Origin of the sequence: Mesorhizobium argentiipisi (SeqCode), from assembly GCF_037179585.1 — a bacterium.
Classification (GTDB): Bacteria; Pseudomonadota; Alphaproteobacteria; order Rhizobiales; family Rhizobiaceae; genus Mesorhizobium; species Mesorhizobium argentiipisi.
The window spans coordinates 127,540-148,860 of record NZ_JAPYKO010000013.1; the positions used below are offsets into that span (position 1 = coordinate 127,540).

A 21,321-nucleotide genomic window follows, 5' to 3' on the forward strand; every position below is an offset into this window, starting at 1 on the left:
GCGCTCGCCCCGGCGATTGTCAATCGCGGCAGGGTTGCGCCGGCCCGAAACCGGTGCACAACCCGGTGGCTTGATTACCCAAGCGAACCGTCAAGGCTTCTTGCGCAAGCCTTCGAGCAATTGCTTGAACGCCGCAATCGCCTTCTTCGACGTCGCTTCGGGGTCCTTGGAATTGGCGATTCGCTGCGCAGCCTGACTGCTGGCGCCATTGATCAGCCGTGAGGTCGTCTCGGGATCAAGCTCCGGAACGACCACGCCCTCTTCCTGCAGCCTGGTCAGATGCTCGGTCATCGAGGCGGTGCAGGCATTGGCGTTCGGCCACTGTGCCGGGTCGCCGAGCACCGCCGGGCCGTCGCGGAACATGATGCGCTGGATTTCCGGCTCCAGCGCCATCTCGATATAGGTGGTGCATTCGTCGACGAAATGCTGCCAGCGGGTCGGCGCCTTGGAAGCCACCTCGTTGACCCGCAAGGCCATCTCGCCGTCGATTTCGGCGATCACCGCCTGCAGCAGCCCCTTCTTGTCGCCGAAGTGGTGGTAGAGCGCGCCGCGCGTCAGGCCGGCCGAAGCGGTGAAATCGTCCATCGAGGCCTCAGCATAGCCGATCGTGCCAAAGGCATGGCGGGCGGCCGCGATCAGCTTGGCGCGTGTCTCGGCGATCATCTCCTTGCGCGGTTTGCGCATGGCCCTGGACCTATTAACATACGTCTCGTATGCCAATTGACATACGCGACGTATGAACTATCTGACTTTCATACGCTGCGTATGTAGTTGCGACATTCACCCTTGTCGAGGAGCAGGACCATGCGAAACCCTTATTCGGACATCTTTCGGGCTCCCGGCACGAAAGGCTTTGCCGCGGCGGCTTTCATCGCGCGATTGCCGATCGCCATGGCGCCCATCGGCATCGTGGCGATGCTGTCACAGACGCATGGCGAATATTGGCTGGCCGGCGCGGTCTCCGCGACCTATGCGCTGGTCAACGCCTTCCTGTCGCCGCAGGTGTCTCGGCTGGTGGACCGGCGCGGCCAGACGGCGATCGCCGCGCCGATGACGCTCGTTTCGGTGCTTTCCTTCGCGACATTGATCGTTGCGGCCAACCAGCACTGGCCGATCTGGACGTTGTTCCTGTCGGCGCTGCTTGCGGCCCCCATGCCCAGCATCCCGGCGCTGGTCAGGGCGCGCTGGACCGAGATCTTCCGCGACCGGCTGGAGCTCAACACGGCGTTTGCCTTCGAATCGGCCGCCGACGAACTGGTCTATGTCGCCGGCGCCTCGCTGTCGGTGGGCTTGAGCGCGGCGCTGTTTCCCGAAGCCGGGATGGTGGTCAGCACATTGCTGCTTGCGCTCGGCTCGGCGGCATTCCTGCTGCAGCGCTCGTCCGAGCCGCCGGTCCGCCCGGCCGAACATGGCGCGGCCGGCTCGGCGATCCGCCTGCGGCCGGTGCAGATCATCACCTTCGCGCTGATCTTCGTCGGCGCGACCTTCGCTACCACGGAAGTGACGACGGTGGCGATCACCAAAGAGCTCGGCCAGCCTGAGGCAGCGAGCCTCGTCATCGGCGTCTATGCGCTGGGATCCTTCGTGCTCGGCATCATCGTCGGCGCGCTCAGCCTCGAGGCGCCGCTGCAGCGGCAATTGGCACTCGCGGTCACCGTGATCGCGCTCACCACCTTACCGCTGCTCTTCGCTGACACCGTGCCGACGCTGGCGCTGGCTGTGTTCGTCAGCGGCGTCGCGATCTCGCCGACCTTCATCACCGCCTTCGGCCTGATCGAGCGCCACGTGCCGCCGGCGATGCTCACTGAAGGTGTCACCTGGGTGACAACCGGCATCGGCATCGGCATGGCGCTGGGCTCCTTCGCCGCCGGCTGGATGGTCGACAGTTTCGGTCCGCAGAACGGGTTCTGGGTTTCGGTCGCGGCGGGCGCGATCGCGCTGGTCACCGTGCTTGCCGGCCAATGCCGGCTGGCGATTGACGATTGCAATGTGGACAGAGGCGAAGCGGTAATGCCCGCGGAATGAACGAACACGCTGGCGAAGGGCCGGGCGTCAGCCCCGTTGACGCTCCGAATAGCTGGCTGCCGAGACGACGAAGAGCCCCGTTGGCGCGCCATGCAGCACCACGTCCCTGTCAAAGGTGAAGCCGCATTTCTCCAACACGCGGCGCGAGGCCGGATTTGCCGGCCGCGCCAAGGCGATCACCCGCTGGGCTTCCAACGTCAGGAATGCTGCACACAACGCTTCCATGACCAGTTCGCTGGCATAGCCGCGACCCCAACTGTCGGGATGGAGGTGGTAAGAAAGGTTCAGTCCTTCGAAATCGTTGGAAACGGTGACGCCGCCGAAGCCGACCAGCCTGCCTTTCGCCTCGGCCGCCCAGCGACCGAAACCGTATTTGTCCCAATGGTCGATGTCGCGGGCAAGCCTTGCCGAGCTCTGCTGCGGCGTGTCGGGTGTCGGGTCGGGGCGATGCGCGACCAGCTCGGGCCGCGAGAAGAGATCGACCAGGAAATCGAGATCGGCAGCCGTCGGCCGGCGCAGCGACAGCCTTTTGCTGTTCTGATTGGACGGAAGAGACTTGCTCATCATCCTGGCCGGCGATCCGGGACCTTAGAGGATCTCCGTTTTGGCGATATGGATGCCAAACCCTTCAAGACCGACATAGTGGCGCTCGCGCGAGGCGATCAGGTTGATCGAGGAGATGCCCAGATCCCTGAGAATCTGGGCGCCAAGGCCGATCTCGCGCCATTCGTTCTCGCGGCGGCGGGCTTCCTCATGGTCCTCGCGCTCGCCACTCGCGGGCCGCTTGCGCTCCTGATGGGCGACGCCGACCGAGCCTTCGCGCAGATAGACGATGACGCCGCGCCTGCGCTCGCCCATCGCCTTCATGATGCCGTCGAGCCTGTGGCTGGTGCCGAAGACGTCGGTGACGACATCTTCCGAATGCAGGCGCACCGGCACCTCTTCGCCATCACGGATATCGCCGAAGACGACCGCGACGTGGTGCATGGAATCCCAGGGCAGCGTGTAGGTAAAGACCTGAGCCTTGCCACCGGGCGTCTCGATATCGGAGCAGGCGACGCGTTCTACCAGCGTCTCCTTGCGCTGCCGATAGGCGATGAGGTCGGCGACCGAGACCTGCTTCAGCCCATGTTCCTCGGCGAAGGCCTGAACTTGCGGGCCGCGCTTGACGGTGCCGTCGTCGTTGACCAGCTCGGAAATGACGCCGACCGGCGGCAGGCCGGCGAGCTTGCAGAGATCGACCGCGGCCTCGGTATGGCCCGAGCGCATCAAGACGCCGCCTTCGCGCGCGATCAGCGGGAAGATGTGACCGGGGCGCACGAAATCCGAGGGGCCGACATTGCCGTTGGCAAGGTTGCGCACGGTGAGCGTGCGGTCGTCGGCGGAAATGCCGGTCGTGGTGCCGTGCTTGAAATCGACGCTGACGGTGAAGGCGGTGGTGTGGGCGGAATCATTATCCGCCACCATCGGCGCGAGGTTCAGCCGCCTCGCGTCCTCGCGCAGCATCGGCGTGCAGACGATGCCGGAGGTGTTGCGGACGATGAAGGCCATCTTCTCCGGCGTGCAATGGACGGCGGCGACGATCAGGTCGCCCTCGTTCTCGCGCCCGTCATCGTCCATGACGACGACGATCTCGCCGCGCTCGAAGGCACGGATCGCTTCGACGATCTTCTTCTGGTCGTATGGCATCGGCGCTCGCTTCGCTCGCAAGGGAGTAGGGGAATAGGGCAGTAAGGGAATAGGGGAAAGGAAAAAGTTTTGGCCACCGGGCAAGCGTTAGCATGCTCCCTATTGCCTTACTCCCCTACTCCCCTCCCTGTCTGTCCTCTGTGCCGCAGATAATGATCGGCGATCGCGCAGGCAACCATGGCTTCGCCGATCGGCACGGCGCGGATGCCGACGCACGGGTCGTGGCGGCCCTTGGTCATCACCTCGACATCCTTGCCGTCCTTGTCGATCGACTGGCGCGGGGTCAGGATCGACGAGGTCGGCTTGACGGCGAAGCGGGCGACGATCGCCTGCCCGGTCGTGATGCCGCCGAGGATGCCGCCGGCATTGTTGGACAGGAACACCGGCTTGCCGTCATTGCCCATCCGCATCTCGTCGGCGTTCTGTTCGCCGGTGATGCGGGCCGCCTCGAAGCCATTGCCGATCTCGACGCCCTTGACAGCGTTGATCGACATCAGGCCGGACGCGATGTCCTGGTCGAGCTTGGCATAGATCGGCGCGCCGAGGCCGGCCGGCACGCCGTCGGCGACGATCTCGATCACCGCGCCGACCGATGAGCCGGCCTTGCGGATGCCGTCGAGATAGGCGGTGAAGACCGGGACCGAGGCCGGATCCGGGGTGAAGAACGGGTTCTCGGCGTCGCCAACGAAATTCCAGTTCCAGTTGGCGCGGTCGATCGACTTTTCGCCCATCGAGACCAGCGCGCCGCGCACCGTCACGCCGGGCACTATCCGGCGCGCCAGGGCGCCGGCCGCAACCCGCGCTGCCGTCTCGCGCGCCGAGGAGCGGCCGCCGCCGCGGTGGTCACGCAGCCCGTATTTGACGTCGTAGGTATAGTCGGCATGGCCTGGCCGGTATTGGCGGGCGATCTCGCCATAGTCCTTGGAGCGCTGGTCGACATTCTCGATCAGCATCGACACCGGCGTGCCGGTGGTGATCATCGTCTCGCCGTCTTCGTCGAGGATGAAGCCGGACAGTATCTTGACCTCGTCCGGCTCGCGGCGCTGGGTGACGAAGCGCGACTGGCCGGGGCGGCGGCGGTCGAGCTCGGCCTGGATGTCCTCGCGCTTGAAGCGGATGCCAGGGGGACAGCCGTCGACGACGCAGCCGAGGGCGGCGCCATGGCTTTCACCCCAGGTGGTGACGCGAAAGAGATGGCCGAATGTGTTGTGCGACATTAGAATACGCCCTGCCCGGTGAGGTAACCCGGTTAAGGCTGCCTTCTATTGGCGTTTTCCACAGTGGTCAAACGGCTGCATCAAACTGTGATCTGGCGGATTTAGTTTTGACACATTCGGTTGGTTTCTGCTCTCTTCCCATCCGCCGTTGAGGATCCGCCGCTACCAGCCGGCGCAATGACTTAAAAGAGGACGACGATGCGTACCCTGATTGGCGCGGCTTGCGCCATGTTGCTGATTTCCACCGCCGCTGCGTTCGCCGGCCAGACCGAAGGCCTGATCAAGAAGGTCGACAAAGACACGCTGACGCTGACGCTCGACGACGGCAAGGCCTACAAGCTCAACGCCGAGACCGATATCGACTCGCTGAAGCCCGGCATGGACATCGTCATCGCCTATGACGTGACCAATGGCGAGAATGTCGTAACGGATATGCAGTTGCCCGACAGCGACCAGAACTAAATTCAGGTGAGGCCGGCCTGCGAAGGGCGGCTTCCTGCGCTTCCGGTGCTCACGTACTGAAAGTACGCTCCGCTCCGGTTCTCGGAATCCACCCTTCTCGACTCGGCCTGACCTGAATTTGCAGGGCGCGATTTGTTAAAGCCACTCCAAGCTCCGGCCCTCCAGCCGCAGCAGACGATCCTGGGGGATTTCGAGGCTGGCGGCCTCCTGCTTGGAAATGCCGGTGACCAAGCGGAAGAAGCAGCGCATGACGCCGCCATGGGTGACGCAGACGGTCGGCTGACGCAGCGCGTCGAACCACGGCTTTATCCGCTCGAGCAGCATCTCGTAGCTTTCCGCGCCCTCGCCGGGCGGCTGGAAATCCCACTTGGCGTGGCGGCGGCCGTCGGTTGAACCGGGGGCACGCCTCTCCAGTTCGGCGAAGGTGAAGCCCTGCCAGTCGCCGAAACTTATCTCGACCAGGCGCGGATCGGTGCGGTAGCCGGAGGGATCGAGCCCCATAGCTTCGCGCATCAGCTCCATCGTCTCACGCGTGCGCCGCATCGGGCTGGCGACAAAGTCGAAATCCGCAGGATTTCTGACGAGCTCCGCCAACCGTAGGCCATTTCGCGTCGCCTGCTTGCGGCCAAACGCATTGATGTCCGTGTCGGCCTGGCCCTGCAGGCGGCGCTCGGCATTCCACTCGGTCTGGCCGTGGCGCGCGATGTAGACGAGCGGATACATCAGGTCTTCCAAGGTCGGGCCAGGGCCTGGACGAATGATAGGCGAAGGTAAGGATCAGTCCTTGACGGTCGAGATATCCGGCGCATCGACCGCCTTCATGCCGACGACATGGTAGCCGGAATCGACATGATGAACCTCGCCGGTCACGCCGCGCGACAGGTCCGACAGGAAATAGACGCCGGAATCGCCGACTTCTTCCTGGGTGACCGTCTGCTTCAGCGGCGAATTGTACTCGTTCCACTTCAGGATATAGCGGAAATCGCCGATGCCGGAGGCGGCCAGCGTCTTGATCGGACCGGCGGAGATCGCGTTGACGCGGATCTTCTTGGCCCCGAGATCGACCGCGAGATAGCGTACGCTGGCCTCGAGTGCCGCCTTGGCGACGCCCATGACGTTGTAATGCGGCATTACCTTCTCGGCGCCGTAATAGGTCAGCGTCAAAAGCGAGCCGCCATCGGTCATCAGCGGCTCGGCGCGCTTGGCGATGGTGGTGAAGGAAAACACCGAGATGTCCATGGTGCGCAGGAAATTGTCCCGCGTCGTCTCGACATAGCGGCCGGTGAGCTCATCCTTGTCGGAGAAGGCGATGGCGTGGACGAGGAAGTCGAGCTTGCCCCAGTGCTTGGCAATGTCGGCGAAGACGGCGTCGAGGCTTTCCGGGTCGGTGACGTCGCAATGGCCGGCGACATGCGCGTTGAGTTCGGCCGCGAGCGGCTCGACGCGCTTCTTGAAGGCCTCGCCCTGATAGGTCAGCGCGATTTCGGCGCCGTGATCGACGCAAGCCTTGGCGATGCCGAAAGCGATCGACCGATTGTTGGCGACGCCCAGGATCAGGCCCCGCTTACCGGCCATCAGGCCCTGTCCACCCGCCATGTGCAAGCTCTCCGCAAGAATATCTGCTTTGTGGAGAGCCTATCGCACAGGCACAAAGCCCCTTCAAGCGCTCAAAAGACACTGCAACAGGAACAAAATTCCCTCAATCACCCTTTTCTGCGGCGCATCAGGGCCTCAAGCTCGGCATCGCCGCCCTCTGGCAGCATCAGCCGCACATGGGCATAGAGATCGCCATGGCCGCCGGCCTTTTCCGGCAGGCCCCTGCCCTTCAGGCGCAGCACCTTGTCCGAGCTCGACCATGCCGGAACGTTAACCGCGAGCTTGCCGGTCGGCGTCTCGACCGCCACCTTGGCGCCGAGCACGGCATCGGCCAGATCGACGGGCAGATCGACATGCAGGTCGCGCCCCTCGATGCGGTAGCGCGGATGGCGGCGAATGTGGATCTTGACCAGCGCGTCGCCCGGCTGGCCCGGACCTTGCTCGCCCTGGCCCTTCAGGCGGATCGTCTGGCCGTCCTCGACATAGGCCGGCAGCTTGACCGCGACCTTGCGGCCGTCGGGGAACATCGCCGTCACCTTATCGGCGGTGGCTGCCTCCTCGACGCTGATGTCCATGGTAACGTTGAGATCGGCCGCCTGGACCGGCTGGCGGCGGTCTGCCCGGCCGGCGCCGCGGGCACCGGAAAACGCTTCGCCGAATATCTGGCTGAAGATGTCGCTGTTGCCGTCGAACGGATCGCCGCCCGGGCGCCCGGTACGGAATTCGAAATGCGCACCGCCCGGGCCCTGCTGGCGGCGGAAACCGGCGAACGGATCGCCGCCGGCCGCGCCCTCAAAACCCTGGAATTTCGGCTTGCCCTCGGCGTCGATCTCGCCGCGATCATAGGCGGCGCGCGTCTTCTCGTCGCCGACGATCTCGTAAGCCTGGTTGGCGGCCGCAAAACGGTCCTTCGCCTTGGGATCATTCGGATTCTGGTCCGGATGATACTTCTTGGCGAGCTTGCGGTAAGCCGATTTTATGTCCTTGGCCGATGCGTTCTTGGCAACGCCCAGCACCTCATAGGGGTCGCGCATGCTTCCTGCCTGCAAGAGAGAATGGATTTGTAGTCGCCCCCTATATGCGCTCGCATAGGAAGAAATTCCAGTGGCGCAAGGGCATTTAGCGCCTGAAACTCAGAGCGTCGCAAATTCAGGGCGCCGCCGAAATCAAAGCGCCTTGAATTCCTGCATGCGCCAGCCACCGGCGCCGGCGAGGCACAACTCGCCCTTGTAGAGCGCGACGCCGTCGAAGCTCTCGCGCGTGGCGCTGAAGCGGCGGCAGGTCACACCACCATCCTTCAGCTCGACCAATTCGGTGATGGCGCCGCGCGAGCCGGTGCCGGTGTTGGCCCATGGCACGGCCTGGCCGCCAAGTTCCTTGATATCCGCGGAAGAAACGGCGTTGCCGATGGTGGTCTGGTCGGAGTCCTTGTCGGCGATCGCCGGAGCGGCAGGCGAGGACGGCGCGCTGGAAGTGATGATCGAGCGGTCGACGTCCACCTTTTCCAGGCTGAAGCCGCCCGCACCGCAGCCGGCAAGGGAAAGGGCCGCCGTCACGACCACAGCCTTGACGCTGGCCGAAGCGATAACGCCCCATTGCCCGCTGTCAAAAGCTTGCGCGATACGCAACAATCGGCGAACTCCTCCCGGAACGGTAAAAATTCGGAAAACTATGAACGAAACTGAGTTAACAAGCGGTGACTTCACCGAGGCCGCGGAGCCTTTCAAGCTCTTTGCCGCATGGCTGGAGGATGCCACGAAAAGCGAGCCCAACGATCCCAACGCAGTGGCGCTGGCAACCGTCGACGCCGACGGCATGCCCGATGTGCGGATGGTGCTGCTCAAGGGCTTCGACGAAAAGGGATTTGTCTTCTACACGAATTTCGAGAGCGTCAAGGGCCGCGAAATTCTTGGCAGCATGAAGGCGGCGATGTGCTTCCACTGGAAATCGCTGCGCCGCCAGGTGCGGGTGCGCGGGCCGGTCGAGATCGTCGGCGACGCCGAGGCCGACGTCTATTATGCCACGCGCCCGCGCGGCAGCCGCATCGGCGCCTGGGCCTCGAAACAGTCGCGGCCGCTGGAGAGCCGCTTCGCGCTGGAAAAGGCGGTGGCTGAATACACGGCGCGTTACGCCATCGGCGATATCCCGCGGCCAAAACACTGGTCGGGCTTCCGCATCCTGCCGCAGACGATCGAGTTCTGGCATGACAGGCCGTTCCGCCTGCATGACCGCATCCTCTTCTCACGTAACGCCACCGGCGGCTGGGACAAGACGCGGCTATATCCTTGACGTTATGAGGATGGCGTGTGCGATTGAAGCTGCCTTTGGGGTAGGAAGGAAAGACGCATGAGCCTTTTCCTAGCCTTTCTCGGCGTCTCGTTCGTCGTGCTTGCCACGCCTGGGCCGGACACTGCCATCACCATCCGCAACACGCTGCTTGGCGGGCGCATGGCGGGCGTGTTCACCGCGCTCGGCATCTCCAGCGGCCAGACGATCTGGGCGCTGGCCACCAGCGCCGGCATCGTCGCGCTGCTTGTCGCATCGGAACCGCTGTTCCTTGCCGTCAAATATGCGGGCGCGGCCTATCTCATCTATCTCGGCTTCAAGGCCCTGCAGGAAGCGCTGCGGCCGCCTCATCGCCAGGACACGGAAACCGTGGCCAGGCCCGCGCGCCGTCTGACGGCGGCAAGCGCCTATCGCCAGGGGCTGCTCAGCGATCTTGGCAATCCGAAGATGGCGGTATTTTTTGCCAGCTTGCTGCCACAGTTCGTGCCGCCCGGCGGAGAGAGCTTTTCGGCGCTGCTCGGGGCGCGGTCTTCGCCGTCATGACGTTCACCTGGCTCGCGCTCTATGCGACCGCAGTCGCCAAGGCTGGGGATTTCCTGCGCCGCCCGTCGATTCGCCGTACCATCGAAGGCCTGACCGGAATGGTGCTGATCGGCCTCGGCATACGCATCGCGACCGAACACCGGTGAGCGGGTGATCCGCCCTACAGGGCCGCCTGCGCGACCTATTTCTTCCTGGTCATGAAAGCGGTGAGCGCAGCGCGCGCCTCTTCGGAGGTCAGCCGCTCGCGGAAATGCTCGCTTTCGACCTTGATGCGGGCGATCAATTCTTCGCGCGGCTCGCGCATCAGATCGCGCGCGATCTTCAGCGCCTGCGGCGGCTTGGCGGCGATGCCGTTGGCGGCGGCCAACACCGCGCTTTCGAGGGAGTCTTCCGCGACGACATCGTAGATCAGCCCCGCGGCCTTGGCGCGCTCGGCCGAAAAGCCTTCGCCGAGGCCGAGCAGCGCGAAGGCGCCTTGCCGGCCAAGCAGCCGCGGCGCGATCAGGCTGGAGCCGGCTTCAGGTACCAGGCCGAGATCGACGAAGGGCGTGCGGAACAGCGTGCGCGGGGTGGCGAAAGTCAAGTCGCAATGCAAATTGAGCGTGGTGCCGATGCCCACCGCAATGCCGTCGACGCCCGACACCATCGGCTTTTCGGCCTTGGCCAGCGCCATCAGGAAATCCCAGACCTCGTTGCCGCCCTCGCCACCTTCGGCGATGACCAGGAAATCGGCAAGGTCGTTGCCGGAGGAGAAGGCGCCCGGAACGCCGAGGAAGGCATGGACGCGGACCGCCGGATCGGCGTCGCCTTCGGCGAGCGCCGCCGACATTTTCGCATACATGGCGCGCGTCAGCGCGTTCTTTTTGTCCGGGCGGTTGATGCGGATGATCTGCACGGCGCCTTGGCGCTCGACGAGGATGTGGTCTGTCACGGTTGGTCCTTTGAACGTCAGGATGCTTAAGCGGAAATCAGCGCCTTGCCGGCGACGGCGAGGCTTTCGGCGCCACCGATGACGCGATCCTTGAGCGCGCGCGTCTCGCCGAGCAGGTTTTCGGCGAAGAAGCGGCAAAGGGCGATGCGGTCGCGGTCGGCCAGCCCGCCTTGCGCCAGATAGGCGCCGCCGGCAGCGAGCGAGATCAGGCGCAGATAGGGCGTGGCGCCGGCCATGGCTGCGTCGGCTTTGCCATCGGCCGTGAGCTTCTGCAGGAAGCGCGTCGCCTCGTCGAGATCGGCCAGCGCACGGTCGAGATTGTCGGCGGTGCGGCCGAAACCGTCGATCTTGGAGGTGCGCACCGCATCGGCCACCGCTTTCAATTCGCCGATATAGGAATGCACATGCTCGCCACCGCCGAGCGGCAGCTTTCGCGCCACAAGATCGATCGCCTGGATGCCGTTGGTGCCTTCATAGATCGGCGCGATGCGGGCATCGCGATAGAGCGCCGCGGCACCCGTCTCCTCGATAAAGCCCACGCCGCCATGCACTTGGACGCCGAGGGAGGCGACTTCGACGCCGATATCGGTGGAAAAGGCTTTTGCGAGCGGCGTCAGCAGGCTGGCACGGTCATGCCATTTGGCGGCGGCCTCCCCATGGCCGACACGCGCGCGGTCGAGCGCATGCGCGCAGGAATAGCTGATCGAGCGCGCGATCTGGGTTAGCGCCTTCATGGTCAAGAGATTGCGCTGCACGTCCGGGTGATGGACGATCGGCGCCATGCCGGAGCCCGAATAGGCCGAAGCCTTGCCCTGGCGGCGCTCATTGGCATAAGCGATCGCCTTCTGCGTGGCGGTCTCGGCCACGGCCACGCCCTGCATGCCGACGGCAAGGCGGGCGTTGTTCATCATGGTGAACATGCAGGCCAGCCCCTTGTTCTCCTCGCCGATCAGCCAGCCGACGGCGCCCGGTGCGGAGCCTCGAAAACCGTCGCCATAGATCATGGTGCAGGTAGGCGAGGCATGGATGCCGAGCTTGTGCTCGAGGCCGGAACAGAAGACGTCGTTGCGGGCGCCGAGCGAGCCGTCGTCGTTGACGAAGAACTTCGGCACCAAAAACAGCGAGATGCCGCGCGTGCCGGCCGGCGCGTCGGGCAGCCTGGCCAGCACCAGATGCACGATGTTGTCGGTGAAATCATGCTCGCCATAGGTGATGAAGATTTTCTGGCCGAAGATGCGGTAGGTGCCGTCGCCGACGGGCTCGGCGCGGCTGCGCAAGGCCGCGAGGTCGGAGCCCGCCTGCGGCTCGGTCAGGTTCATCGTGCCCATCCACTCGCCGGAGACGAGTTTTGCGAGGTATTTGGCCTTGAGGTCCTCCGAGGCGTGTTTGTCGAGCGCCTCGACGGCGCCCATGGTCAGCGTTGGGCCGATGCCGAAGGCCATGGCGGCGGAGTTCCACATTTCGAGCGCGGCGACGCCGAGCATGGTCGGCAGGCCCTGTCCGCCGAATTCTTCCGGACCCGACAGCGCGTTCCAACCGCCTTCGATCCAGCGCCGGTAGAGCTCCTTCCAGCCGGGGGGCGTGGTGACCGCGGCGTCCTTCAGCACAGCACCTTGCTCGTCGCCGATCTTGTAGAGCGGAGCGACCTCCTCGCTGGCGAAGCGACCCGCCTCGGCCAGGATCGCGTCGACAAGGTGCTCGCCGAGATCGCCGAAAATGCCCGCGTCAAGCGCCGCCTTCAGCCCCGCCACTTGCTTCAGCGTGAAGGCGATGTCCTCGACCGGCGCGCGATACATGTCTGCTCCTCCTCCGTTCCAGCCAATCCTAGCGCATGGCCGAAGCGAAACCACGCGTCGATTTCGCGCCTTCTTTTTACGTAAACGTCAAATTTTGTCACGCGGATTTTGCGTGGACGTCGTCATTCACGGGCGGAGCGGACGCGCAGACCCGAGGATGGGCCTGACAATCGGAAAACCGCGTGCCACTTTTCCTGGATTACCAGCCGGATGTAATTCGCCGTAGAATTTTGAGTGGTAATTGCAACCTTGAGATTGGCCGTGGCCTGCAAAGGTCACGGAATGGATCCTCGGGTCTACGCGTCCGCTGCGCTCCCGCTCCGTGCCCGTGGATGACGAAGCTCGGACGCTGCGGCTGATTTCCGGAGGCTGCGATTGCTTCGTTGGGGCAAGCGTCCTGAACCTTCGCGCTTGGTCCAAGCGTCCGGAATTGCGCAGAAACAAAACGGTCTCTCAACGTATGCTGCGGCCCACCGCCTGCAGCGCCAGGAAGGCTTCGTAACGTCTGTCGTGCCAAGCGCGCATGTCACCCGACGCAGGTGTAAAGACATCGCCTAGCCGGGACATGGCAGGCATGGCGGTCGAAAGGTCCGCATACCGGCCAGCCGCGACAGCTCCGAGCATCGCAGCGCCCAGCAGCACCGGTTCGGGCGATTGCGACGCGGCGACCGCCAAGCCGGCGGCGTCGGCAAGCAATTGCCGCACCAGCGGCGACTGCCCGGCGCCGCCGCTGATGACGATGGTATCGACGGCAAGACCGGATGACGCCATCGCCGCCACGATCTGGCGCACGCCATAGCCGAGCCCGCAAAGCCCGGCCACGTAGAGGCCGACGAGACTTTCGACGGAACGGTCGGTGCCGAGTCCGGCAATCAGGCCGCGCGCGTCCGGATCGGCCAAGGGTGAGCGATTGCCGAGGAATTCGGGGACGACATGGATGCTTCCCGCGAGCGTGGCGGCGGCCGACAGGTCGGGCGAACCCGCCGTGGCTGCCGCGGCCAGCCAATCGACCAGCGATTTGCCTTCGGCCGCGGCACGCGCGGAGGCCTCGGCTTCGGCCGGGTGGAAATGCACCAGCAGATCGATGGCCGCGCCGGCCGCCGACTGGCCGCCCTCGCTCAGCCAGAGCCCGGGCACCATGGCGGAATAATAGGGTCCCCACACGCCCGGCACGAAAGCAGGACCTTCGCTGCTTGCCATGGTGCAGGCAGAGGTGCCGAGCACATAGGCCATGCGCGACGAGATGGTGCCGGCTTCGCCCGCGGCCCCCACGGTGCCGACGCCGCCGGCATGGGCGTCGATCAGCCCGGCAGCGACCACGGTGCCCGCGACCAATCCCAATTCAACGGCGGCCGCTTCCGTCAGGCCGGCGCCCAGCGCCGTGCCGGGATCGACCACGTCGGTACCGATGCGGGCAAAACCCTCGTCGGCAAGTTCACCGAGGCCCACGGCATGGAAATAGCTTTCGTCCCAGCGCCGCTCGTGGCCGAGATAGGTCCATTTGCAGGCGAGCGTGCAGACCGAACGCGCAAGGCTGCCCGTGGCGCGCCAGGTGAGGTAATCGGCGAGGTCGAAGAAATGCCTCGCTTGGGCAAAGGTCTCCGGCAGGTTCTCCTTCAGCCACAAAAGCTTCGGCGTCTCCATTTCCGGCGAAATGACGCCACCGACGTAGTCGAGGACCGGGTGCCTGAGGGCGTTGATGCGCCTGGTCTGGTCGAGGGCGCGGTGGTCCATCCAGACGATGATGTTTCTGTCGCTATCTCCCGCGCGGCCGACCGGCAAAGGTTCGCCCTCGTCGCCGACCACCACCAGCGAACAGGTCGCGTCGAAGCCGATGCCGCCGATTTCCCGGGGATCGACGCCCGCCTTCCCGACCGCCTCGCGCACGCTGGCGCATACAGCCTGCCAGATGTCCCGGCTGGACTGCTCAGCGATCTCGCCGGGCTCGACGAAGAGCGCGATGTCGCGCTTGGCGGAAGCGAGCAGCTGGCCGCGCTCGTCAAAGACGCCGGCGCGCGCGCTGCCGGTGCCGACATCGATGCCGAGGAAGTGGGAAGGCATGGGAACCTCAAAGGCAGTAGGCAGTAGGCAGTAGGCAGTAGGCAGTAGGAGATGGTCCGTGTTGGATGGCCGGAGGCAACCGCCTCTTTCCCTATTCCCTACTGCCTAATTCCTATTGCCTACAAATCATTGCTCTGCGGCAGGATCACCAGATCCCGAATGGTGACGTTTCTCGGCCGCGTCAGCATGAACAGGACGGCGTCCGCGACCTCCGTGGGCTGCATCAGTCCGCCGGCCGCCAGCTCGTCCTCGAGCTTCTGCTTCGGCCAATCGCTGATCAGCGCCGTCACCACCGGTCCGGGCGCCACCGCGCCGACGCGCAGGCCATGCTTGGCCACCTGCCGGCGCAGCGTATGGACGAAGGCCTGTATGGCGTGTTTCGAGGCCGTGTAGACCGGCTCCCAGACGACGGGGACGAGGCCCGCAATCGAACTTGTGACAATGATGTCGCCGGTCTTGCGTTCGACCATATGCGGCAGCACCGCGTGCACCGAGCGGAACACCGAGTTGATGTTGAGGTTCAGCATGCGATCCCAGGCATCCGGATCGCCGTTGAGGATCTCGCCGCCCACATAGGAGCCGGCATTGGCGTGGAAGATGTCGAGCTGGCCAGCCTTTTCGAGGATGCCGGGCATCATGGTCGCCACGCTTGCCGGGTTGGTGAGATCGACCACCAGCGGGATCGCGCCGTCGCCGAGCTCGGCGACCACCTCCTTCAGCCTGTCCTCCGCGAGGTCGACCAGCACGACGCGGGCGCCGGCGGCAAGCATCGCCCTGGCGCATTCGAGACCGATGCCCGATGCCGCGCCGGTGACCGCGGCGACTTTTCCCGAAAGATTGTGAGCCATGTGTACCCTTCTCGTTTGAACTGTTCAGGCGCGGCCGTGCGAGGCACGGGAGCGGCGCGCGAGGGAGTCGACGATCACGGCGATGGCCAGAACGGCACCGGTGATCATGTAACGAAGCGACGAGGACAGATCGAGCAGCGTCAGGCCGCTGGCGATCGACTGGATGACAATGATTCCGAGCAGCGCCGAATAGGCGCTACCGCGGCCGCCGAACAGGCTGGTGCCGCCGATGACCGCGGCCGCGATGGCGTTCAGGTTGACGTCGCCGGTGCCGGCCTGCTGGCTGGCGGAAGCGAGTCGCGCGGCGGCCAGCACGCCGCCCAGCGCGGCAAAGAGCGAGCACAGCGCGAAGGCGCTGAGATAGATGGCGCGCACCTTGATGCCGGCGCGCCGCGCCGCCTCGCGGTTGCCGCCGACGGCGGTCATCGAACGCCCCCACTTGGTCCGGGTCAGCGCATAGTTCATCGCCACGACGAGGCCGACGAAGAGGCCGAACATCCACGGAATGCCGCGCGACTGGTTGAGGTAGGCGACGATCAGCTCGAGGCCGACGGTTATGATGGCGACGCGGACGATTAGCCCGGTCACGGACGGTGCCGACAGGTTGGCCGCGCGGCGGCGCGCAAAGGTGCGAAGCCCGCTGACCAGCATCGCCAGGCCCGGGATCGCCGCCAGCGTGTACGAGATCCATTTCGGCATCACCATCAGTTGGCCGAAATCCACCAGCGCCGATCCGTATGGCAGGTTGATCGAGCCGGTGGAGCCGAGGATGTAGAGCTGCATGCCCAGCACCGCGAGCAGGCCGGCAAGCGTCGAAACGAAGCTCGGCATGCCCAGACGGTTGAACAAAAGGGCATAGAGCGAGCCGATCAGAGCGCCGAAGGCCAACGCGGCGAGGATGGCGAGCGCGACCGGCCAGCCTTGGTTGACCCAGAGCGTGCCGACCATCGCCGAGGCGAAGCCGCTGATCGAGCCGACGGAAAGATCGATCTCGCCGACCATCAGCACGCAGACAATGCCGAGCGCGATGACGCCGACGGTCGAGCAGTCGAACAAGAGATTGACCAGATTACTGCTGGAAACGAACACCGGGTTGAGACTGGTGAAGACGGTCCAGATGACCACGAGCCCGACGATGACCGGCAACGAACCGAGGTCGCCGCTGCGCACGCGGTCGAGGAAGGCGCGAACCGCTCCGCTGACTCCTGCTTCATGCTTCACTCGCGCGTCGGCGCGGTCGAGCGCCAGCGGGGCGGAGGGGCTTTTCTCTGCCGTCATGGGCGCTGCTCCCCCGCCTGTGCGCTGCCGGTGTGATCGCGCTCCATGCGCAAGCGCTCGGCGCGACGCGACACCGCGTTGTTGGAGGCGCCCGTAATGGCGCTCACCAGATCCTGGTTCGAGGCGTCGGGCTCGAAGACGCCGTTGTTGCGCCCCAGCCGCAGCACCACGATGCGGTCGGCGACGGTGCGGACATCCTCCATGTTGTGACTGATCATTACGACGCCGAGGCCGCGCGAGCGGACGCGGTCGATCAGGTTGAGCACCTCCGCCGTCTGGGCGACGCCGAGCGCCGCGGTCGGCTCATCGAGCAGGATGAGTTTCGGCTCGAGCAACAGCGAGCGCGCGATCGCGACCGTCTGGCGCTGGCCACCCGACAGCGAGGCGACCGCCTCGCGCACGCTCGGGATGCGCGCCGACAATTCGTTGAGCAGCGTCCAGGCACGCATCTCCATCGCCACCTCGTCCAGCCGCAGCGGGCTGAGCTCGTTGCCGAGGAAAATGTTGGCGACGACGTCGAGATTCTCGCAGAGGGCGAGATCCTGGAATACCGTGGCGATGCCGAGCGTCAGCGCTGCGCGCGGGTCGGGCAGCGTGACCGACTTGCCCCGGAAATTGATCGTTCCCGAGCTCGGCTGGTGCACGCCGGCGAGGATCTTGACCAGCGTCGACTTTCCGGCGCCGTTGTCGCCGACCAGCGCGACGACTTCGCCGGCATGGACGTCGAAATCGATATCGGTCAGCGCCGAAACGGCGCCGAAATTCTTCGATATGCCGCGCAGGCTGAGCACCAGCTCGCCGACGGAAGCCGACTCTTCAAGACTCTCACTCATGCGCCGCCTTTCTGACTGTCGTTCCCTGGGCATCCGGCCGCCGACGGGGCGGCCGGATGCCCTATGATCACTTGGTGATGCCGAGCTTCTTGCAGCCCTCGGCATAACGGTCGACGCAGAGCTCGGCGGCCGTGTTGATCTTCTTGTCGATGATCTCGGCCTTGAGGTTCTCCTGCGTCACCACCGCCGGCGTGAAGAGCTGCGAGGGTGTGTCGTAAAGCGTCATCTCGGCCTTCGGCTTCTCGCCCGACAAGAGCTTGACGGCCACGTTGGCCGCGGCGGCCGCAACGATCTCGCTCGGCTTGGAGATGGTGTTGTACTGGTCGCCGGCAATGATCAGCTGCAGCGCGGCGATCGTCGCGTCGTTGCCGGTCACCGGCGGAACCGGATCGACGCCGGCCGCCTTGAAGGCGGCGATCGCGCCGCCGCCAGTGCCGTCATTGGCGGCGACGACGCCGAGGATCTTGGCGCCGAAGCGGGTGATCTGTCCGCTCGCCCATTGCTGCGCCTTCGGCGGCGCCCATTCCGGCGTGTCGAACTCGGCCAGGATCGGATAGCCGCTGTTGTCGAGACCCTCATGGATGCCCTTCTTGATCAGGCCGGCGGCAGCATCGGTCGGCGAGCCGTTGATCTGCAGCAGACCGCCGCCGGCCGGATCGACTTTCAAAGCCTTGAGGTGCTCGACCAGCGAGTCGGCGATGGCCTTGCCGATGCCTTCATTGTTGAAGGACACGTAGAAATCGGCGGGCGCCGTCGGGATGGGCCGGTCATAGGCGATCACCTTGACGCCCTGGCTCTGCGCGAGCTTCACCAGCGAGGCGGCGGCGGTCGAATCGACCGGGTCGAGCACGATGGCCTTGGCGCCCTGCGAGATCACCGAATTGAACTGCTGCTGCTGGCGCGCCGCATCGGCGTCAGCGTTCTGGTAGATCACCTTGCATCCAGGGCAGAGCTTCTTCATCTCGGCGACGAAGCCGGGATAGTCGTGCTGCTCGTAGCGGGTCGACGCCTGGTCGGGCATCAGGAAGGCAACCGTGGCGTCGGTGACGGTGTCGGCAAATGCCGCGGTGCTGCCGAGCAGCGAGACCGCGAAAACGGCCGCGATTGTCGACTTCAAGGCAAACGGCGATTTCCTAGCATGTCTGGTCATTCGAATGTCTCCGTTTCGAGAAATGGTTTCACGAGGACCTGCGCGGTGAACCATGCGCCAGGCCTTGACTGCATGTCGAACTGTTGAAAGGAGTATGATCGCGGCTGAGGATCGATGGATCCCGATTAACCACGCAGACATCCTCCTGAACGTGCTGGATTTCGGGCAAACGAACCCCAGCACAGGGTGCCCTGCACCCCGCCTCTTTCCTTCCCTGAATGTTTCTTTGTCGATGCAATTCCGGACGAAAGATCTTTCTGACCGGAACCGCTTTAGGCTCCTCCCGCTCCTCCCTGTTAGGCGGCAATCTCCGCGTTGACGTTCTCAGCCAGCAAGGCCCTGAAGCGCGAAGGCGACATGCCTTTTTGCGCCAGGAACTGGCGATTGAAATTCGAGATGTTGTTGTAGCCGGCGGCATAGCAGATTTCGGTGATCGACATCTGCGCCTCGCTCATCAAGAGCTGGCAGGCAAGGTTGATGCGCAGACGGTTGACATACTGCACCAGCGCCATCCCGGTGTGGCGGCGGAAGCTGCGCGAGAAGGCGCTCGGGCTGCGCCCGGCGATCTCGGCCAGAGTGCCTTCGCTGAACGGCTCGGTCAGGTGGCAGTTGATGTAAGCGAGCGCCTGGTTGATGCCGGCCGACATGAAGCCCGAAGGGTCGGGCAGATAGCCCGCGCTGGCCAGCGTGCGGACGTCGCCGGCGCGGTTCAATATATCGAGCACGGCCATGAACAGCGACAGGCGGCGCACGCCCTGCGCCTCGGTCAGTTCCGCCAGCAGGGGCGCCACGAGCTCAGCCGTCGCCGGCGAGAACAGCGCGCCGCGGCGGCTGGTTTCGAGGATGCCGGCGCAGGCGGCAAGTTCGGGCAAGGCAGCGGAGGCGCCGGCGATGAATTCTTCCGAGAACTGCACGACTCGGCCGCGCAGCGGCACGGTCTCGCCCGGCGGCACGTCGCTGACCCAGTTGTGCGGCAGGTTGGGCCCGGTGAGCACCAGATTGCCCGGCTCGAACTCGCCGATGAAGTCGCCGACGAAATAGCGGCCGGTGGTGGCCACGACCAGATGCAGCTCGTACTCGGGATGGAAGTGCCAGCGGACAGTGCGGAAAGGGTAGCCGTGGGCCCAAGCCTTGAACGACTCTCCCTGTCTGATCTGGACGACTTCCAGGTCCGGATTCATCTTCATTTCCTCCCCGCGCGGGTCCGGTCTTGGGACCGGTTGCTGCGCTTCGTCAGGCAGGCTCGTGTATTCCCACTGGCCGCCGTGATTGAAAGCTTAGGCGGCAATTGAAACGCCTGCCACCACGGCTTGTCCACCCCACTGATACTTTTTTGACGTTTTGGAGGAGGTCGAAGCAGCCGATGTTCTGAAGCACTTCCTTAACCATAGCGGTTCAGGATCGTTTCCTGGTCAGTGGGGACACCCTGATTGAAAAAGCCGGCGCGCCCTCTTCGCCGCCTGGCGCTTCTCGCGGCGGCGGTTGCGCTGGGCACGGCGGCAAAGGCCTCGGATTTCTCCGAGCCGTGGAAGAATGCCGACCGCCCGCTGGTGATCGACGCCTACGAATACAATTCGATCGACTGGCAGCAGCTCGTCACCGACAAGCGCATCGCCGGCTTCATCAACAAGGCGTCCGACGGATTGCCGCCGCCCTATGTCTGTTTCGGCGCCGAAGCCGACGTCAAACTCTGCAAGGCGCAGTGGAAGCGCTATGCGGTGACGCGCGAATTGTTCCAGACGCGCAAGGTCGTGGCCAAGGCGCTTGGCTTGAAATGGGGCGCCTATCACATGGCGCGGCCCGGCAATCCGGTCGAGCAGGCGAATAATTTCATCGATTTCGCCGAGCCGGCGCCGGACGAGCTGATGGCCCTCGACATCGAAGGCATCGATCCAACGCAATGGATGTCGCTGGAAGACGCCGAGGAATTCGTGCGCCAGCTGCATCGCCGCCTCGGCCGCTTCCCGGTGCTCTATGTCAACGGCAAGACCGCCCAGTATATCGCCGACAACCGCTACCAGTATCGCCTCCTGTCGCGGCTGCCGCTCTGGTATGCGCGATACAAGCCCGACATCGACGTGCATTTCCCGATGGGCAACTGGCAGGGCTACGCGCTCTGGCAATTCTCGGCGCACACCAATTGCGGCCGCTTCCGTTGTCCCTACCGCGTGCCCGGCACGCCCAATGACATCGATGTCAGCGTCGCGCCGATGAGCGCCGATGAGCTGCGCCGGCAATGGGCCTTTGGCGGCCTGCTCGACGTGCCGGCCGATTACCTCGCCTCGATCCCGGTGCCACTCTCGCGCGAAAGAGCCCTCGCCGGCAAGGTCACCATCACCTATGCCGACGTGGCGACGCCGCCGACGGTCGAGGAAATGGTCGCGGTCCTCGGCGCGCGCTGGCAGAAATTCCGCGACGGGTTCCGCATGCCGGTGGTGAAGACGGTGCCGCGGCGTGCCAGCTTCGGCATCGTGCAATATGTCGCCTGGAAACGCTCCGGACAGCGCACGCCCGAGCAGATCGACGCGGCTTTCGCCTCCGCGGCCGATCCAGTCAGCACCGCCTCGACGGCGCTCGACAGCGCCAAGCGCTGACTTCTTCCAAAG

At 64.8% G+C, this 21,321-nt stretch carries 22 protein-coding genes; 6 read left to right on the forward strand and 16 right to left on the reverse strand.

What is annotated here, in order from left to right:
* Nucleotides 1-90: 90 nt before the first annotated feature.
* Entirely contained in the window at nucleotides 91-684 is a 594-nt protein-coding gene (locus O7A05_RS19130) for a TetR/AcrR family transcriptional regulator (RefSeq protein WP_337094548.1), read from the reverse strand.
* 120 nt (nucleotides 685-804) lie between these two features.
* Here O7A05_RS19130 and O7A05_RS19135 point away from each other — a divergent pair, with 120 nt between their 5' ends.
* Nucleotides 805-2,025, forward strand: coding sequence for an MFS transporter (locus tag O7A05_RS19135; protein WP_337094549.1), 1,221 nt, complete (start codon nucleotides 805-807; stop codon nucleotides 2,023-2,025).
* A gap of 27 nt (nucleotides 2,026-2,052) precedes the next feature.
* Here the strand turns inward: O7A05_RS19135 and O7A05_RS19140 are convergent, their stop codons facing one another.
* The 3 genes from O7A05_RS19140 to aroC form a co-directional block, all read right to left on the reverse strand.
* Nucleotides 2,053-2,589 carry a GNAT family N-acetyltransferase gene (locus O7A05_RS19140; protein ID WP_337094550.1) on the reverse strand — a complete coding sequence of 179 codons (537 nt, stop codon included), beginning with the start codon at nucleotides 2,587-2,589 and terminating at the stop codon, nucleotides 2,053-2,055.
* Nucleotides 2,590-2,613: 24 nt separating this feature from the next.
* Complete coding sequence (ribB, locus tag O7A05_RS19145) at nucleotides 2,614-3,714, reverse strand: 3,4-dihydroxy-2-butanone-4-phosphate synthase (RefSeq protein ID WP_337094551.1); 1,101 nt, start codon at nucleotides 3,712-3,714, stop codon at nucleotides 2,614-2,616.
* 107 nt (nucleotides 3,715-3,821) lie between these two features.
* Complete coding sequence (gene aroC, locus O7A05_RS19150) at nucleotides 3,822-4,931, reverse strand: chorismate synthase (RefSeq protein WP_337094552.1); 1,110 nt, start codon at nucleotides 4,929-4,931, stop codon at nucleotides 3,822-3,824.
* Nucleotides 4,932-5,129: 198 nt separating this feature from the next.
* Between aroC and O7A05_RS19155 the strand changes: the two genes are divergently transcribed.
* A complete protein-coding gene (locus O7A05_RS19155) occupies nucleotides 5,130-5,393 on the forward strand; it encodes a DUF1344 domain-containing protein (RefSeq protein ID WP_041002438.1) in 264 nt (87 codons plus the stop codon).
* Between the two features lie 135 nt (nucleotides 5,394-5,528).
* Here O7A05_RS19155 and O7A05_RS19160 read toward each other — a convergent pair whose 3' ends face one another.
* From O7A05_RS19160 to O7A05_RS19175, 4 genes are all read right to left on the reverse strand, one after another.
* Entirely contained in the window at nucleotides 5,529-6,116 is a 588-nt protein-coding gene (locus O7A05_RS19160) for a histidine phosphatase family protein (RefSeq protein WP_337094553.1), read from the reverse strand.
* 54 nt (nucleotides 6,117-6,170) lie between these two features.
* The gene (fabI, locus tag O7A05_RS19165; RefSeq protein WP_042641715.1) at nucleotides 6,171-6,989 is read right to left on the reverse strand and encodes an enoyl-ACP reductase FabI; all 819 of its coding nucleotides are present in this window, start codon (nucleotides 6,987-6,989) and stop codon (nucleotides 6,171-6,173) included.
* A 107-nt stretch (nucleotides 6,990-7,096) separates the two neighbouring features.
* Nucleotides 7,097-8,023, reverse strand: coding sequence for a DnaJ C-terminal domain-containing protein (locus O7A05_RS19170; RefSeq protein WP_140748306.1), 927 nt, complete (start codon nucleotides 8,021-8,023; stop codon nucleotides 7,097-7,099).
* A 132-nt stretch (nucleotides 8,024-8,155) separates the two neighbouring features.
* Nucleotides 8,156-8,620, reverse strand: a complete 465-nt coding sequence (locus O7A05_RS19175) for an RT0821/Lpp0805 family surface protein (RefSeq protein WP_337094554.1) — start codon at nucleotides 8,618-8,620, stop codon at nucleotides 8,156-8,158.
* A gap of 40 nt (nucleotides 8,621-8,660) precedes the next feature.
* On the opposite strand from O7A05_RS19175, the gene pdxH reads away from it, so the two are divergent.
* The 3 genes from pdxH to O7A05_RS19190 are packed head-to-tail and all read left to right on the forward strand — an operon-like array spanning nucleotide 8,661 to nucleotide 9,964.
* Nucleotides 8,661-9,278: a pyridoxamine 5'-phosphate oxidase gene (gene pdxH, locus O7A05_RS19180; protein ID WP_337094555.1), complete on the forward strand. Its 618-nt coding sequence runs from the start codon at nucleotides 8,661-8,663 to the stop codon at nucleotides 9,276-9,278.
* Nucleotides 9,279-9,335: 57 nt separating this feature from the next.
* A complete protein-coding gene (locus tag O7A05_RS19185; RefSeq protein ID WP_337094557.1) occupies nucleotides 9,336-9,818 on the forward strand; it encodes a LysE family translocator in 483 nt (160 codons plus the stop codon).
* Nucleotides 9,815-9,964 (forward strand): hypothetical protein, encoded by a 150-nt coding sequence (locus O7A05_RS19190; RefSeq protein ID WP_337094558.1) that lies wholly within the window; start codon nucleotides 9,815-9,817, stop codon nucleotides 9,962-9,964. Before O7A05_RS19185 ends, O7A05_RS19190 begins: the two co-directional genes overlap by 4 nt.
* 35 nt (nucleotides 9,965-9,999) lie before the next feature.
* On the opposite strand, the gene O7A05_RS19195 is transcribed toward O7A05_RS19190, so the two are convergent.
* From O7A05_RS19195 to O7A05_RS19230, 8 genes are all read right to left on the reverse strand, one after another.
* Nucleotides 10,000-10,749: a crotonase/enoyl-CoA hydratase family protein gene (locus O7A05_RS19195; RefSeq protein WP_337094559.1), complete on the reverse strand. Its 750-nt coding sequence runs from the start codon at nucleotides 10,747-10,749 to the stop codon at nucleotides 10,000-10,002.
* 26 nt (nucleotides 10,750-10,775) lie between these two features.
* The gene (locus tag O7A05_RS19200) at nucleotides 10,776-12,545 is read right to left on the reverse strand and encodes an acyl-CoA dehydrogenase family protein (protein WP_337094560.1); all 1,770 of its coding nucleotides are present in this window, start codon (nucleotides 12,543-12,545) and stop codon (nucleotides 10,776-10,778) included.
* Between the two features lie 453 nt (nucleotides 12,546-12,998).
* Entirely contained in the window at nucleotides 12,999-14,606 is a 1,608-nt protein-coding gene (locus O7A05_RS19205) for an FGGY-family carbohydrate kinase (RefSeq protein ID WP_337094561.1), read from the reverse strand.
* 119 nt (nucleotides 14,607-14,725) lie between these two features.
* Complete coding sequence (locus O7A05_RS19210; RefSeq protein WP_337094562.1) at nucleotides 14,726-15,454, reverse strand: SDR family oxidoreductase; 729 nt, start codon at nucleotides 15,452-15,454, stop codon at nucleotides 14,726-14,728.
* A gap of 24 nt (nucleotides 15,455-15,478) precedes the next feature.
* Entirely contained in the window at nucleotides 15,479-16,732 is a 1,254-nt protein-coding gene (locus O7A05_RS19215) for a sugar ABC transporter permease (protein WP_337094563.1), read from the reverse strand.
* Entirely contained in the window at nucleotides 16,729-17,565 is an 837-nt protein-coding gene (locus O7A05_RS19220) for an ATP-binding cassette domain-containing protein (RefSeq protein ID WP_337094564.1), read from the reverse strand. The genes O7A05_RS19215 and O7A05_RS19220 overlap by 4 nt, the downstream gene beginning before the upstream one ends.
* 67 nt (nucleotides 17,566-17,632) lie before the next feature.
* Nucleotides 17,633-18,715, reverse strand: coding sequence for an ABC transporter substrate-binding protein (locus O7A05_RS19225; protein ID WP_337094566.1), 1,083 nt, complete (start codon nucleotides 18,713-18,715; stop codon nucleotides 17,633-17,635).
* A gap of 296 nt (nucleotides 18,716-19,011) precedes the next feature.
* Nucleotides 19,012-19,896, reverse strand: coding sequence for an AraC family transcriptional regulator (locus O7A05_RS19230; protein WP_337094568.1), 885 nt, complete (start codon nucleotides 19,894-19,896; stop codon nucleotides 19,012-19,014).
* 249 nt (nucleotides 19,897-20,145) lie between these two features.
* On the opposite strand from O7A05_RS19230, the gene O7A05_RS19235 reads away from it, so the two are divergent.
* On the forward strand, nucleotides 20,146-21,309 hold the full coding sequence (locus O7A05_RS19235) for a glycoside hydrolase family 25 protein (protein WP_337094569.1): 1,164 nt from the start codon (nucleotides 20,146-20,148) through the stop codon (nucleotides 21,307-21,309).
* The last annotated feature ends 12 nt before the right edge of the window (nucleotides 21,310-21,321 follow it).